Origin of the sequence: Acaryochloris marina S15 (assembly GCF_018336915.1) — a bacterium.
Taxonomy (GTDB): Bacteria; Cyanobacteriota; Cyanobacteriia; order Thermosynechococcales; family Thermosynechococcaceae; genus Acaryochloris; species Acaryochloris marina_A.
In genome coordinates this window covers 4,597,441-4,611,311 of the sequence record NZ_CP064923.1, presented here as the reverse complement: position 1 = coordinate 4,611,311, position 13,871 = coordinate 4,597,441, and the positions used below count along the sequence as shown (strand labels likewise).

8 protein-coding genes are annotated in these 13,871 nt (G+C 48.3%); 3 read left to right on the top strand and 5 right to left on the bottom strand.

All coding sequences use genetic code 11. The features are described 5' to 3' along the window. Positions 1-56 precede the first annotated feature (56 nt). Positions 57-1,022 (top strand): methyltransferase domain-containing protein, encoded by a 966-nt coding sequence (locus tag I1H34_RS21015; RefSeq protein ID WP_249369459.1) that lies wholly within the window; start codon positions 57-59, stop codon positions 1,020-1,022. A gap of 27 nt (positions 1,023-1,049) precedes the next feature. Beyond that, complete coding sequence (locus I1H34_RS21010) at positions 1,050-2,279, top strand: nucleotidyltransferase domain-containing protein (protein WP_212662880.1); 1,230 nt, start codon at positions 1,050-1,052, stop codon at positions 2,277-2,279. A 69-nt stretch (positions 2,280-2,348) separates the two neighbouring features. On the opposite strand, the gene I1H34_RS21005 is transcribed toward I1H34_RS21010, so the two are convergent. After that, positions 2,349-3,356, bottom strand: a complete 1,008-nt coding sequence (locus I1H34_RS21005) for an acyltransferase family protein (RefSeq protein ID WP_212662879.1) — start codon at positions 3,354-3,356, stop codon at positions 2,349-2,351. Between the two features lie 37 nt (positions 3,357-3,393). Next, the gene (locus I1H34_RS21000; RefSeq protein WP_249369457.1) at positions 3,394-5,847 is read right to left on the bottom strand and encodes a cellulase family glycosylhydrolase; all 2,454 of its coding nucleotides are present in this window, start codon (positions 5,845-5,847) and stop codon (positions 3,394-3,396) included. A 971-nt stretch (positions 5,848-6,818) separates the two neighbouring features. On the opposite strand from I1H34_RS21000, the gene I1H34_RS32265 reads away from it, so the two are divergent. After that, positions 6,819-11,675 (top strand): G8 domain-containing protein, encoded by a 4,857-nt coding sequence (locus tag I1H34_RS32265; RefSeq protein WP_249369455.1) that lies wholly within the window; start codon positions 6,819-6,821, stop codon positions 11,673-11,675. Between the two features lie 9 nt (positions 11,676-11,684). Here I1H34_RS32265 and I1H34_RS20970 read toward each other — a convergent pair whose 3' ends face one another. The 3 genes from I1H34_RS20970 to I1H34_RS20960 form a co-directional block, all read right to left on the bottom strand. After that, positions 11,685-12,365, bottom strand: a complete 681-nt coding sequence (locus I1H34_RS20970; RefSeq protein WP_212662878.1) for an energy-coupling factor ABC transporter ATP-binding protein — start codon at positions 12,363-12,365, stop codon at positions 11,685-11,687. Further along, positions 12,362-12,628, bottom strand: a complete 267-nt coding sequence (locus tag I1H34_RS20965; protein ID WP_212662877.1) for a hypothetical protein — start codon at positions 12,626-12,628, stop codon at positions 12,362-12,364. Before I1H34_RS20965 ends, I1H34_RS20970 begins: the two co-directional genes overlap by 4 nt. Positions 12,629-12,774: 146 nt before the next feature. Further along, positions 12,775-13,746: an aspartate carbamoyltransferase catalytic subunit gene (locus I1H34_RS20960; RefSeq protein ID WP_212662876.1), complete on the bottom strand. Its 972-nt coding sequence runs from the start codon at positions 13,744-13,746 to the stop codon at positions 12,775-12,777. Between the last annotated feature and the right edge of the window lie 125 nt (positions 13,747-13,871).

Here is a 13,871-nt window from a genome sequence, read left to right as displayed (position 1 = left end):
GAAGATACTGCGCGTAATATAAACTCTGCTCACCCCAACATATGTAAATGACAAGTATGGGTTCTCAATTCCGTTTTTCTGACGTTGCTCTATCTTTGCTATGCTGCCCGGTTTGTAAAGGCCACCTGGAGTTGCAGGACCATCATTTGTCTTGTCAGAATCCTGGCTGTCCTTCGATCTTTCCTGTTGTCAATAGTGCTCCCATCCTATTGAATGAAAGCACCAGCATTTTTTCCATTGCAGAATTTGAGGAGGAGGAAGGGACTATTGTTCCGCCAACAGGCAATGGGGTAAAAGCTCGAATCAGTGCTGCACTGCCCAATATTGATGTCAATCCGGTTGCTAAGCAGAACTATAAACAGTTCACGCAGCAGCTTTTGCAATATTCAGACCATCCCAAAGTGTTAGTGATTGGCTGTGGCAATTTGGGACAAGGAATGGAAGCATTGGTCAGCCAATCTAATATTGAACTGATTGAAAGTGATATTTATTTCAGTGAACGGACCCAGTTAATCTGCGATGCTCACGATCTCCCGTTTGCTGATCAGTCTATAGATGGTGTGATTATTCAGGCAGTACTGGAACATGTGGTGGATCCATATCGATGTGTAGCAGAGATGCATCGAGTTCTGAAGCCGAATGGTCTAGTGTATGCTGAAACCCCTTTTATGCAACAAGTGCATATGGGGCGCTATGACTTTACGCGATTTACCCATTTAGGACATCGACGTTTATTTCGTCACTTTCAAGAGGTGGAGAGTGGACCTGTCGGTGGTCCAGGCATGGCTTTGGCCTGGTCCTATCAGTACTTTTTGCTCAGTTTTACAAAACGGAAAGCGTTGCGTAAGCTGATCAAAATTTTTACTAGACTGACATCCTTCTATTTGCAATATTTTGATCGGTATTTAGTTCAACAATCGGGTGTATTTGATGCTGCATCTGGCTATTATTTTATAGGTAAAAAAGATACTGTTGTCCTATCAGATAGAGAGCTAATTAAACTCTATAAAGGGAATATTTAATCCTAGGATGAGATATTGAAGGACTTAATGACTGCTGTAGGACTTGAGAATAAGGCTGTAATTAGCCCTGAAGTTGAACTCTTGCTGACTTGTTGCCGCACGAAGATTGATCTAGATCAGCAAGCACGAATTCTACATCTTCTGCAGCCTTCGATTGATTGGCATACCCTGGTTCGACTCGCTAATGCCCACGGTGTCCAGACGTTGTTGTATCAATCGGTCAAGTCGATTGGGGCGGATCAGATTCCTATCGCCGTTCTCAAGGATCTAACGGTTTATGCCCAACAGATCTCCATCTTTAATACCATCTTGACTAGAGATTTGCTCAAGATTCTTGATCTTTTGCAGACCCATGATATTCGAGCCTTACCTTTTAAAGGACCGGTGTTAGCAGCATCTGTGTATGGCAGCATCAGCTTAAGACATTTTTGTGATCTAGATATTTTGGTGAGTCCTCAAGACTTTGCTCAAACCATAGAGGTGCTGGTTGCGGAGGGATATCAACTGGCCTATGAGTGGAATTTGCTTGATCAGGATTTGGAGTTAACCCTCCGCAACTCTAAAAGTGAATATCAGTTGATCAAGGATGCCGTATCGATTGATTTACACCAAACCCTTACGGTAGAACGATTTTTGTCTTCTCAATTTACGTTTGATTACCTTTGGGGTAATCGCGAGCCTGTATTGCTTTCAGGGCATACGTTCTATAGCTTTGGTTCAGATGATTTATTGATGTATCTCTGCATTCATGGCTCAAAAGATTGTTGGCGAAAACTCAAATGGATCTGTGATTTATCCGAGTGCATCCAACAAACGCCAGGGCGCGATTGGCCGCATTTTTTACAGGGGGCTGCCCAGATGGGATGTGAACGTATGGTCCTGCTGGGATTGTGTCTGACCCAGCAAGTGCTGGGGACCGAGCTGCCAGATGTTGTGCGAGTCAAAATTAATGCTCATCCAGGTTGCTCGCGACTGGCGCAAGATTTTGCCCAACGACTGTTTGATCAAGAGAATGAATTAGGCAGAAGCTTTACGCCTCAGAAGTTTATTCGTCACTGGCAGATGACGGAAACGAGACGCGATCGCATTGCCTGTATCCTAGATATTCGCCGCCCTATCCATGGCTTTTGGCTCAAGTGTTTACCGAATGTCAACGATCGTGACTTTCTGGTTTTGCCGAAACCCCTGTATTTTCTCTATTTTCTAATTCGTCCCCTGCGCTTGGGGCTCAAGCATTTGAACGCAGCCAATCCCTAAGAGTCATAACAGGACCGCTCTCTCTATCGTTTCAAGGCTGAGCATGGGGGCAGATGCGAACCGTCAAGATTATGCTTTACGGGCCAACGTAAACAAATAAGGAAAACCGATCCGTTCGAGGCCTTTTACTAAAAGCATGGGCAGCAATAATCCTGCCATGACCCCCAAGACGATATGGGCATAAAGATGGGTGACTAGCCCTTTTTGGAGGATAATTCGCGTCGTGGCTGTGGCGATGGTATGGGAGACATAAATCGGGAGGGATGCACTGCCCCAATGTCGGATGAGCGGCATCCATTGCTGTTGGGCGATCAACTTAGCGAGCAAGATGCAACCATACACACCGGTCAAGGCTAGGGCTGGATTGGGATCAGGGGTCACTAGAAATTGAAAATAGATGCAAAGGGTGAGGACTACAACACTGCCAATGATGCCTAATCCTAGGGCTTTTGGAGGGCGTGGAGTCGTGAGGAGCGGACGAGCCATGGCTCCCAGCACAAAATAGAGGGAATAGGTTTGGACTCGTAGCCAAGGATCCCAACTCATCCATAGGGGGAAAATCACTGACACACCGTACAGCACACTTGAGGCCAAGAGGATGAGGGGCAAGGGCACCTGCAGCTTTCTTAAGCCATAGAAAATCGTAGAGACCAAAAATAAGGCAAATAAGAACCAGAAGATATCGATAGGGTAATAAAGGGTGGTCCAAAACCCTGTGAAAAATTGAGGCAGAGTCGTTCCTTTGTTTTGGCCCGAGATAATTCTGAGGGCTCCAATGATGGCAGACCAAAGGAAGTAGGGATATAGGATCTTTTGAAATCGATCGATCAGAAATGTTCTAGGGGATTTGGTGACGGCACGGTCTGCAAATAAACCCGAGAGCAAGAAAAATAAGGGCATATGAAAGGCATAGATCCACTGATCTATTGCCAATAGCTCTTGCTCATAGCCTGCCCCTACAGAATCCACCAGACCTCGCAGGACATGGCCAAGAACGACTAGAAAAATACCGATGCCTTTGGCATAGTCAATCCATTCGATCCGGTGTTGAGGGTGACTTCCTGCTTCCTGGGGCATACCTATCTCAAACCTTCACAATATGTCTATCGATTGATCACCATACCAAAGTTGGCTGGCCGACATAAATTTCCCCTGCGGTCGTCTGTTTCTTGGCATTGTCGATGGCGAGTAGAGAATTGAGCTGAATGGGATAGTGAACAATCCCATCTGCTGCACCCCCCCATACCGTGGCATCCTTGCCATCTAGGGTAAAGGTGATATATCGCCACCCTTTCCAGGTAATAGTTTGGTTCTTGGGTTGGAAGATTTGCCCCGTTTTATCTTGATACCGCAAGGACATTTGATTGCCGCTCCCATCCCCATTAATCCAGAGCCCCAGGGATTGGGGTTGACCTTGAATTTTTAATTGGGATTGGTACTGAGGAGTAGGCAGTAGGTGGAGATATTTCCACCCGGCTTGAAACCGATAGGTAATTTTGAGGACTTTGCGACCCACGGTTGGTGCATACCGAGACGCTGACGGTATCACGGCTATGGACTGTTGCGATCGCACCTTTGCATCACCCCCAGGAACGGCTTGGAGAGCTTGACCCATCGTATTCGCGCCTAGATTGGCAAAATTAATCACGGCCTTGAACTTCTGAGGTGGGAAGGTATGCTGATTTCCCCCTTCTGTCACCTCTAATCCTGCTTGATAGGTACTTTGAGTCCGACTGGCTTTGAATTTGAGATATTTCTGGGTTTCCCCAGGGGCAAAACGAATGGGCTGACTCGGAGTATTCGCCTTTAAGCCTTGGAGGTTGGTCAGGGTTGCCCTCCCATTCAGGGCTGTTCCTGCAGGGTTTTGGAGAACGACCGTTAACTGGTTAGCTCCCATGGGCAACACAGTTGCAGTTAAGGGATTGGTCAGGAGCAGATGGGTGCTTTGAGTGATGGAACCGATGCCTTGAATCTGCCACTCTAAGCGTAGGGGACGTGACTTGCCCTGACGAGAAGGCGTCACCGTGGTGACGAGGGATCGGGTTTGTCGAGGGGGAATGGTTGCGGTTTGGGAACCGGTATTCACTTGAATGGGGGTTGGGAGGGGATTTCTGAGTTGCAGCGGCACGTCAATGGTTTGAGATCCCGGTACTATCTGCTCTAAAGGCACCGTTTCCCAGGCAGCGGCCAGCTGCAGCAGGGCATTCGCCTTAGTGGGGGTGAGATATTGAGGTGCATCGGTTAGGGATAAGGACAAGCCTTGAGCAGTAGCGTTTAATGTTTTGCGATTTTGGCCGAGATAATCAAGAGTACGAAAAGAACCAGCACTGGTTGGAATGATGGCTTTGTGGGGGGATTGAGTCGTCGTCCAGGCCGCAATTTTGACTTGGTTGCCCTGATTAAAGAGCAAGACATAATCATCGGGCCGCCCAACGTCTAGTCGTTTATTGAATTGAAACCCTTCTAGGGTTTGATTCAGGGTTTGGGCGGCCCGATACGCAGGTTTGACCTCATAGGTTGGTCGCTTCTGTTTAGGGTCAGAATAGCCAATGAGTCCATAATTATGCTCTGGATCATCTGCCTTGGGGCCATTATTTTGCCAGTCATACCAGATGGATAAGGGAATCTCATTGGCCAGATTGTTCAACCATTGCCGCCCTAAATATTTGGCCTGGGTCGTCGGATCGATGACTTTGCCTTGTCGCCAGGCGGTTGATGACGGATAGCCCCATTCCCCAGCAATAATGGGGATTTGCTTACCGGGTGGTGCATATTTGGCGATCAACAATCGCAGTTGACGATAGTCGCGGGCAACGGTTTCAGGTCGAGTGATGCGATAGGGGTGAATGGAGACGGCAGACCAATCTTCCAGTAATCCAGCTTGAAAACAGGCTTCCAAAAATTCCTTGCGACCGGGTTTATTAACGCTACCTGCGAGGGCGGGACCAATAATCACCTCTTGAGGATAGGTGCGATGGATCGCTTTGCCAACGGTTTTGGCCAGCTTGATATAGTCCTGCACATTAGGGCGAGGACTCCAAAAGGGCAGAATATTGGGCTCGTTGTACATTTCCCAGACCACCCCGCGCTCTTGAAAGTGTTTGACGGCAGCAACGGCCCAGCGAGCAAAGGCCTGGCGCCCAGCATCTGTATGAGGGGAAAATCCACCGTCATATAAGGGGTTTCCATAGTCGAGGATAAAAATGGCACGGAGATTATGGCGTTCTAATTGGTCCAGCAATCGATCATAGGCAGCAAAGTCGTACTGACCTTTTTTGACTTCTGTCCGTAACCACACCAGATCCGCCCGTATCCAACGAATCCCAGAAGCCTCTAACAGCTCCATCTCTCCCGGTTTGGGATCGGTGAAATGGATGGCAACGCCAAAGCCATCAGGCACTTCTACCTGTCTGGAATTGAATTGTGCTGACGTACTACCAATGGAAAAAGAGGCCCACAGGAAAAGGCCAAGGCAAAAACTAATGCACCCTCGTATCCACCTTCGGCGTTTAGTCCAAAACTTGTATCTGGCTGGTTGCCTGTCTAGCCATTGCTGACCAAGAGACATATACCGAAGCTCCAAGAAATTAGGGTGAACGCATAATGTGAGCCGATAACAGGGAGATGATGGCCTGCTATTTGAATGAGACTTGCCATCCCTAAATAAGTTTCTCTTCCATGGCCTTAGAGTATCCCTGACCAGTGACCTATCTCTGTTCAAGAAGAGAAGTCTCATCATAGCTTAGTCCTTATAAGCCATGAGATTGTGGGTCTTCATGGTTAATAACCTGCGTTCCCCTATCTCTGCTTTAAAGCTGCTTGCTATCGAGGGGAGATGTTATTGCATCCAACTTAAAATAATCTTTGAAAAAACGGTATAACTTAAAACGGCTCTACGGAAATAAAAACCATTGAAATTCCATTAAATTAGAAAATATTTATTGCATATTTGTGATTGATGGATGTCTATATTTTTAAGTGTCTTGTTGTTAATTCAGAGGATAAATATTTTTATAAATTAGATTTTTGCTGGTTCGTCTAAGTATTTGTATATTTTATGTATACAGAGAAAATATACATCAGACAGGGTTTTTTTTGTAGATGCATTGCCCTGTAATGGGTACTATAACTGATATGGGGCTGTTTTTTAAGATCAATTCTTATCTAATTTAGGCTTAGTTGTAGGTGAGAAACTCACTGAATATTTAGAAGAATATTGAGCTGATATGAAGAGTATTTCATTTTCAGAATCAATGTTTATATCAAGAGTTTTTTGGCTTATTTCTTGATTTTTTGAATTTTCTAAGGATTTGTGTTTACCAGGATGCCATGCTTTTATTTATCTGTTCTGAGCTAGTTTGCTCAAAAATTATTTTCTAAAAATTCAGAATATAGCAACAAATCTAGATAAGTGATCGTGGCTTATCTGGATTTGTTGCAGCAAAACACTTGTTCACTGGTTGCGATCGCAAACGTAATACAACCAGATTTTTGATCACTTTTTGGGGGAGATCTTGCAATTGCAAGATCCAGTTTTCTATGCAAACTCATCAACATACGTCTCATACATCTGGTGCAGCTCATACATCTGGTATGGGACATACCATGTCCCATGGCGGTATGGGACTACCCCATGCCGATAACCCAGGTAAACAACATGAGCACATGGGCTTTTTAAAGCTCGTCCCCCATTCGCAAGCCACCCATAAAGCCATACGGGATGGCTCATGGTTTGACCCCAACACCTGGGAAGGCGGTCAGATTCCTGGAGATGATGCGAAAGTCTTGATTGCTCAAGGCGTAGAAGTGACCTATGACCAAGAAAGTACGGCTCGCATTGATACCCTACGAGTAGATGGTACCCTCCAATTTTCTTCTGATCAGGATACTCAGTTACTGTTAGATACCTTTGCCGTTTCTCCTGACGGCACATTGCTGATTGGGACGGAAGATAACCCGGTCCAAGCAGATGTCACCACCCGCATCACCTTTACCAGTGATAGTCCCATCGATACCCAGTGGGACCCAAGTCAGCTGAGCCGAGGGTTAATCAGTCATGGTCAAGCCAGAATCTTTGGTGCCGAAAAATTAGATTTTGTCGCTCTTGAGCAGGATCCCCTGGCTGGGGACAATGAACTGGTGCTCAAGCTGGATAGCGCGGGTGGCCCCTTGGGATGGAAAGTGGGAGATCAGCTCGTTTTGGGCGGTACGTCCTACAACTGGAGAGGGACCAATGCCGATAACAGCCGTTTTCAAGATGAAGTGCTGACGATTACAGAAATCAACGGTAATCGGGTTCGATTTACGAATAACAATATTTTGACTGGAGATAACTCGGTTCTCCGATTTGATCATAAAAGGCCTGATGGATTACAAGATCAGGTGGATTTGTATATTGCGAATACCACCCGCAATGTGGTGTTTGAGACGGAAAATGCAGACCAAGTTCCGACTCAGCAGCGTGGACACATTATGTTTATGCACAATGCTGATGTTCAGGTGCTCAATGCTGGTTTTTATAACTTAGGGCGCTCCGATAAGAATCTAATCGTGGATGATCCTGGTCAGAACGTGGATGGCTCCATCGGCACGGGCACCAACCCCAGAGGTCGGTATGCCCTACATTTCCACCGAACCGGTGCAGGTGATATTAATGGCATACCCGCTGTGGCCCAAGGCAATGCCGTCGTCGGCAGTCCAGGCTGGGGGATTGTTCACCATGACAGTCATGCGGTCCTGGAAGATAATGTCGTGTTTGATGTAGTGGGGGCAGGGATTGTCGCCGAGTCCGGTAATGAAATTGGGACTTGGCGGAACAATCTGACCATCAAAACCACTGGGGATGCCAGTCCAAGCCATGATATTAATCCCTTATCTCCCCGAACCAATCTTTTTGATTTTGGCTTTAATGGGGATGGCTATTGGGTACAAGGGGCTGCTCAGGTCGCCATCATTGACAATATTGCGGTGAGTGCCGCTGGGTCTGCCATCGAACTATTGGGGCTGGATGCGGGGACAGAATCCGTTCGAGATGCGCAAACCGTCGATGTAAGCATCCTGCCTCAGAACTTGCAGGATCTCGCTAAAGGGACTGTAGACGAAAGTACGATTGATGTGGCGGCGGTGCCCCTGCGGCAACTTAGCGGCTTTCAGAGCTATAACTCAACTTCAGGCATTAGCCTTTGGGCCCGCAAGACCAATCAAGATGGCCAGTTAAACATCAGTGTGCCCACCTTTACGGCCCATGATTATCGGTCAGTGATTGATAATTTTGCCCTGTGGAATATCAGGCATAATGGGGTGCTCTTAAGGTATAGCGGTAATGTTGACTTAGTGGATGGTTTAATCCATTCCGCTCAACCGATTGGGACCGGGGTTCATGTCAATGACACCTCTTTGGAGGAGCGATACATCAATCTGCATATTGAAGGCTTTAAGACAGGTATAGCGGTTCCCTACGATGCCGATAGAGACTTTGTCGGGTCTTCGTTACAAGGTAGTACCCTGGTCAATAATGAACAGCATTTTGGCCTAACTCCGCCCCATATTACGATTGAGAATCCAGACTTTCCTTCTTACTTTCAAGTTCAGGGAAATAATACGTTTTCGGAGGTTGCAGGTAACTTAGCCCCCTCCGTCCTCTTTACGAGTCAAGCCATTGGGGGACTCGCCATGGGGTTTGACGCTAGTGCATCTTTTGATTCAGATTCGACTTTTATTGATAACCCTAGCCGGGGGATTGTCAGCTATGCCTGGGATTTTGATGGCGACAATGTGGCGGATCGCTTTGGTCGCCAAACCAGCTATGTCTTTGATCGAGCGGGTTCCCATGACATTACGCTCAAGGTTTGGGATGAGTATGGGGCCACTCGCTCCCTCTCCCAAACCATTGAGGTGACGCCAACCCAATATGTCAATGCGTTTAGCAATGGTGATTTTTCCTTCAATCCAGTCTTTAAAACGGACGGTATCAACCATAGTACGAGTGCCAACTTAGGATGGTACGCAGCTAATGGCGTCTCCTGGGATTCCTCTATTGGCCAAGGGGGTGGCGTCGTCCTGACCCAGGAAGCTGCCAGCCGATCCAATCTAGGACAAATTATCTATGACAGTGCCGTCAGAAGAGGGATGCAAACCCTCAGTCTAGACCTGCGCAACCTAGAAGGGGGCACAGGGGACAATAACGAAATTACGATTAGTTTGTGGGGGGTAAATGGTGAATTTTTCAACAACTCCAATAGCAACCAGGGTCCCTACCAGGCTGGCGCATTACCTATGGAGCGTCAGATCTTAGTTCAACAGACCTTTGGCGGCGATGATTTTGATTGGACCACCCTCTCTTGGGATGTGGATTTGGGCGATGGCTACCAATTTTTAGTCTTCCAGATCAATACAGTGGGCACCAATGATACGGATGACTGGGTTGCAGTGGATAACATCTTGCTCACCGGCGATGGTTCCGCCAATCCGGGTTCTAGCACTACTCGTATTGAGACCCTTCCCCTGATTTTTAGAGGTACAGCCCTGGACGATAATGGCTCGGGTGGAGCCGTTAATGACAAGCTCTATGGGGGCGAGGGCAATGATACCCTCAAGGGGTTAGATGGGGATGACTATTTAGCAGGTCATTTAGGTGAGGATCGGCTTGATGGTGGAGATGGCGATGACTTTCTCCATGGCCATGAGGGCGATGATCATTTGTGGGGTGCTGAGGGCGATGACAGTCTCCAAGGCGGCGACGGAGATGACTATCTGGGGGGGAGTTTTGGCAGCGATACGCTCGATGGATATCGCGGTAATGATTTTCTCAGAGGCCACCAAGGAAACGACACCCTATGGGGTGGTGAAGGCCAGGATACCCTTGACGGTGGAGATGGCGACGACAATTTGGGCGGGAGCTTAGGCGATGACCATCTTAATGGTGGGAATGGCAATGACTTTCTCCATGGCCATGAGGGCAATGACCATTTGTGGGGAGCAGAGGGAGACGATAACCTCATTGGTGGAGATGGAGACGATTATCTAGGCGGTAGCTGGGGCAGAGATACCCTAGATGGATACCGTGGGAATGATTCCCTCAACGGTCATCAAGGAGATGACACGTTATGGGGTGGCGAAGGCAAAGACACCTTACACGGAGGCGAAGGCAATGACTCATTAGGGGGGAGTTTAGGCGAAGACAGCCTCGATGGTGGCAATGGCAATGATACCCTCAATGGCCATGAAGGGGATGACCATCTATGGGGAGCCAATGGCGATGATAGCCTCCAAGGTGGCGATGGCAACGACTATCTGGGGGGTAGCTGGGGCAGCGATACCTTAGATGGCTACCGGGGTAATGATTTTCTTAGAGGTCATCAAGGCAATGACACCCTCTGGGGTGGAGAGGGCGAAGATACCCTCGATGGTGGAGAGGGCGAGGACTACTTAGGGGGTAGTTTAGGTAATGATCACCTCAATGGCCATCGGGGCAATGACACCCTCAATGGCCATGAGGGTAATGACACCCTCTGGGGGTCCTATGGTGACGATAATTTAGATGGCGGCGACGGAGATGATTCTCTGAATGGTCATGATGGGAATGACACCCTCTGGGGGGCTGCAGGTAATGATACGCTCCAGGGTCTGGATGGTGATGACTATTTAGGCGGTAGTTTAGGCGAAGATCGACTCGATGGTGGCAGTGGACATGACACCCTCAATGGCCATGAGGGGGATGACCATCTGTGGGGTGCGAATGGCGATGATAATCTCCAAGGTGGAGATGGGAATGACTATCTAGGCGGGAGCTGGGGTGAAGATACTCTGGATGGATACCGTGGCAATGACTTTCTCCGAGGCCATGAAGGCAATGACACCCTATGGGGTGGTGAAGGCAAGGATACCCTCGACGGTGGAGATGGGGATGATTATTTAGGGGGGAGTTTAGGGGATGACCACCTGAACGGTGCCTATGGCGAGGACTCTCTTAGCGGCCATGAGGGCAATGATATTCTCTGGGGTTCCTATGGCAACGACCAATTAAATGGCGGTGACGGAGATGATTCTCTTACCGGTGGCGCTGGGCAAGATTATCTCGTGGGTGGCGGAGGCAGCGATCTCTTTGTTCTCGAGGCGACTGCTGATAATAAGAGCAATATTGCTGATTTTGCTGTGGGTGAAGATGCGATCGCATTCCGTTCCGCCCAGCTCAATACCCTACCCCTGGGTCTGATCTCAGATCAGCAATTCGTCCTGGGAGCTGCAGCAACCACCGCGGAGCATCGATTTATCTACAATCGCACCAATGGTGAGCTGTTCTACGATACGGATGGCAGTGGGGCAGCCCAGCAAATTCTGGTGGGCACCTTGCAAAATAAAGCTGATTTAGGTGCTGGCCAGATCCAGATTGTCTAGCGGCAATCCTTAACTGGAAGCAGATTGCCATCGTTGGATGAGTTTCTCGCGCATGGATTCGGGTTGGCCCTGGTCAATGACCTGTCCATGTTCCAAGAGAAAAGCGCCATCGCAATAGTCAAGTTCTTCTAAGCGGTGGGTGACCCAAAGAGCTGTAATACCGCGTTTTTTGACTAGCCTCTGGACCTGAGCGACCAGATCTCCTTGGCTTTCAGGATCCAATAGGGCTGTGGGTTCATCCAACAATAGGACTTCGCAGTGGCGGGATATTGCACCTGCGATCGCAATCCGTTGTTTCTGCCCGCCGCTAAGGGCATAGATGGGCCGCCGTTTGAGATCGATCAAGTTGACCGCATCTAGGGCTTCATTGACTCGCTGGTGAATTTCAAGAATAGGGAGGTTTTCTTCCACCAATCCAAAGGCTACATCAGCCCCCACAGTGGGCATCACCAACTGATGGTCTGGATTTTGAAAGACAAATCCCACGGGCTGGGCCACGTCGATTTGCCCAGATTGGGCTTTGAGTAACCCCACCAGAAGACGCAGCAAGGTCGATTTGCCACTGCCATTGGTGCCCAGGAGCATCCAGAACTGGCCTTTGGGCACCTGCAGTGAACAGTTTTTTAAGACGGGCTGATCTTTCGACCATCCAAAAGATAAATTTTGCAGTTGGATGGCGGGGGAGGTCATGCGCCTAGCTCAAAGAAGCCTGCAGCTCGGCCTGCGCCTGCGCCACCAGACTTGTCAGACATTTGTACAGCAGTGATTTCGTTGACCAGAACGGCTGCTTTTTTATCGGATTCTCGATCGCAAGTCAGTTCTAAAACGGTCGGATTCCCAGATTTAATGGCTTCTAAGACTTGGTGATAAAGCGCTTCAGCATCTGCGGATTCTTTGCGTTGAACGGAGAGTCCTAAAGGAGTGCCACGAAGGGAAATGTCAATGGTGTACATATAAGGTTAAACGTGCCGTATGAGGTGCATTCACAGGAATTAACAGGTCTGAAGTCCTAATTATAGGTATAAGACCTGCGATTGTCCTGTTCCAGTATTGCAAATTCCCGCTTAGACTGTGCAGGCTGGAAAATCAGATCTTGATTTTAGTGGCTGTGGTTGCTGATCAGATAAAGCAGGGCCATCCGCACGGCAATACCGCTGGTAACCTGATGGGGAATGAGGCTGAGGCTTTCATCATCCATCAGATCAGAGCTAATTTCGACCCCTCGATTCACCGGGCCGGGGTGCAATACTTTGACTTGGGGTTGGCATCGTTGGATGCGATCGCGGGTAATCCCAAACCGTTGATGATACTCCCGAATACTGGGAATCAAATGTTGACTCATCCGTTCATGCTGCAGCCGTAAGGTCATCACAAAATCAGCATTCTCTAAGGCAGGATCGAGAGACCAATGCACCTGTGCCCCATAATCAGCAAAGGCCTTGGGTAATAAAGTCGGTGGCCCCGCTAAATGGACTTCAGCGCCACAAGTAACCAAGCTCGATAGGTTAGACCGGGCCACCCGTGAATGCAAAATATCCCCGACAATGGCGATTTTCTTCCCCGTTAGTAATTGAGTGGCAGGCTGATCGGGGTCGATGCTAGTGCAGAGGGTAAATAAATCTAGCAATCCCTGGGATGGATGTTCATGGAAACCATCCCCCGCATTCAAAACCCCAACATTCTCACCTAAGTCGTCCATGGCTTGGGCAATCATTTGGGGCACGCCCGAGTCCTGATGACGGACTACCATCATGTCAGCGCCCATCGCCAGGAATGTTTTGGCCGTATCTAAAATGGTTTCTCCTTTACTGAGAGAGGAGGTTCCAGGAGAAAAGTTGAGGACATCAGCAGAGAGCCGTTTGGCTGCCAACTCAAAACTACTGCGAGTCCGGGTCGATGGCTCAAAAAATAGATTAGTGACTAACCTGGCTTGCAGGGTTGGGACTTTTTTAGTCTTGCGATACAGTACGTCTTTGAAGCTGTTGGCCGTTTGTAGGACGATATTTAATTCATCGACGCTAAAGTCTGCCAGGGATAAAACATGATGACGATTCCAGGTCATTTCAGCCATAAGACCCCAACTATAATTGACAAGCAAGCTAGGCAACTCAAGTTGCTGCAAGCAGTATATCGGGATTTGGCTAGGACGACTCAATACAGATCCATCACATATACTACTGACAAGCCTGCTTGTAC